Genomic DNA, 1,723 nt, shown 5'->3' with positions numbered 1-1,723 from the left:
GGCTTCGGCGGTATGTTTACACTTGCGATAGATATACCAGTTATCATAGGTCTCTCCTTAAAAGTATTGCAGGAGATGGCACTTACGTATGGTTTTGACCCGCATGATAAGGTGGAACGTATTTTTATCATCAAATGTTTGCAATTTACCTCGGCAGATGTTGTTGGCAAAAAGGCTATTTTAGCAGAGCTATCCGCCTTTGATGAGGGAGAAAAACATCAAGAAATCATTGCTCAGCTGCAAGGCTGGCGTGAGGTAAGCTTGACATACATGGATAATATGGCGTGGAAGAAGCTATTTCAGCTAATCCCGATCGTAGGTATGTTTTTTGGTGCATTTACGAATCGTACACAGATTGCGGACATAGCAATGACGGGGCAGATGCTCTACAAGAAAAGAAGAATCCTACAGAGATTAGCAGAACAAAACGGCGAGAAGCTATAAATCAAGGAAAGTAGTATATCAAGCAGCAGGCAGTCGTCGAAAATCAGCTTTACAAGTGATAAAACGTTCGTTATACTATGGAAAAGTTTACAAAAGGAGGTGCAGGTACATGTCAGGAGCTGTTCAAGCGTGGTTTGTGGTAGAAATGTCCAGTCAAACACATGATTTCGTTAACAACGGGAGAAGTCTGTCCATTTTTCAATCTACCAACAAAACCGAACAGTTTCCTTTAACGCGTACCATGCATACATAACCTCTCTTTCACTTTTTCATAATCCTGATTGGATTTAGTAAGAGGAAAAACGATGCTACAGGTGGTAGGTGCCTGTGGCTTTTTGTGTTCTCAAAAAATGTGTAGGGGACGAATGGCATGAAATGATTCATGGGGTATGTTATCGCTTGTGTAACGCATGTGAGGGACTGATTTCCAAGGAGGAAATGAGATCATGATCGTTCTTGCTGCTAACTCTCTTTCAAAATCATTCGGAGCTAACATGGTAATTACCGAGATTACTTGCGAAGTGACCCGTATGTCAAGAATAGGGATTGTAGGCCCAAATGGGGCTGGAAAAAGCACACTTTGCAACTTATTACTGGGCTTGGATTCTCCAGACTCAGGAACTGTTTTTCGAGCGAAAGATGCTGCATTTGCCTATTTACCACAACAACCTGTGTATCCGATGGAGTGGACGGGGCGTCATGTCATTGAGAGTGCCTTTGCCAAGGTGCAGGAAATAGAGCTATCTATGCAAGCGTGCCAAGAGCTTATGTCCAATATCGGTGAATATCAAAAATTATCAACTGAGGAACAGGAAAAGTTATTATTTCGTTATCAAGAATTGCAGGATACCTTTGAGCAATTAGACGGTTATATGGTGGAAGCGAGGATTCAGAAGGTAGTAGATGGTCTGCGATTGTCCTCGTCGTTACTTGAGACTCCTTTTTCTTTACTTAGTGGGGGAGAAAAAACCAAGATTGGCTTGGCAAAAATTTTATGCGAAAAAAGTGATGTTCTTCTTCTCGATGAACCTACGAACCATTTGGATGTAGAATCAATGGAATGGTTAGAGCAATTCTTACGTGAATATCCTGGGACCATTTTACTCATTTCTCATGATCGTTATTTCTTGGATGCAGTGGCTACAAGCATATGGGAAGTGGACAGTGGAGAGTTGCAAACATATCACGGGAATTATAGCCAGTATGTACAGGAAAAAGAGGAGCATCTCTTGCGGCAATTCGCGGATTATCAAGAACAGCAAAAGAAAATCAAGAAAAA

Annotated in this window: 3 protein-coding genes; all 3 read left to right on the top strand. The window is 41.6% G+C overall.

Features of this window, described 5'->3' with window-relative positions:
* Nucleotides 1-444, top strand: a 444-nt coding sequence (locus AYJ08_RS05780; protein ID WP_197490597.1) for an EcsC family protein, incomplete at its 5' end; no start/stop codon positions are given.
* A 109-nt stretch (nucleotides 445-553) separates the two neighbouring features.
* Nucleotides 554-697 carry a hypothetical protein gene (locus AYJ08_RS23870; protein WP_003337687.1) on the top strand — a complete coding sequence of 48 codons (144 nt, stop codon included), beginning with the start codon at nucleotides 554-556 and terminating at the stop codon, nucleotides 695-697.
* A 193-nt stretch (nucleotides 698-890) separates the two neighbouring features.
* On the top strand, nucleotides 891-1,723 hold an 833-nt coding region (locus AYJ08_RS05775), incomplete at its 3' end, for an ABC-F family ATP-binding cassette domain-containing protein (RefSeq protein WP_157452798.1).

Origin of the sequence: Brevibacillus sp. SKDU10, assembly GCF_001645205.1 — a bacterium.
Classification (GTDB): domain Bacteria; phylum Bacillota; class Bacilli; order Brevibacillales; family Brevibacillaceae; genus Brevibacillus_B; species Brevibacillus_B halotolerans.
The sequence above is the reverse complement of the archived record's forward strand: the minus strand, read 5'-3'. Positions and strand labels throughout refer to the sequence as shown.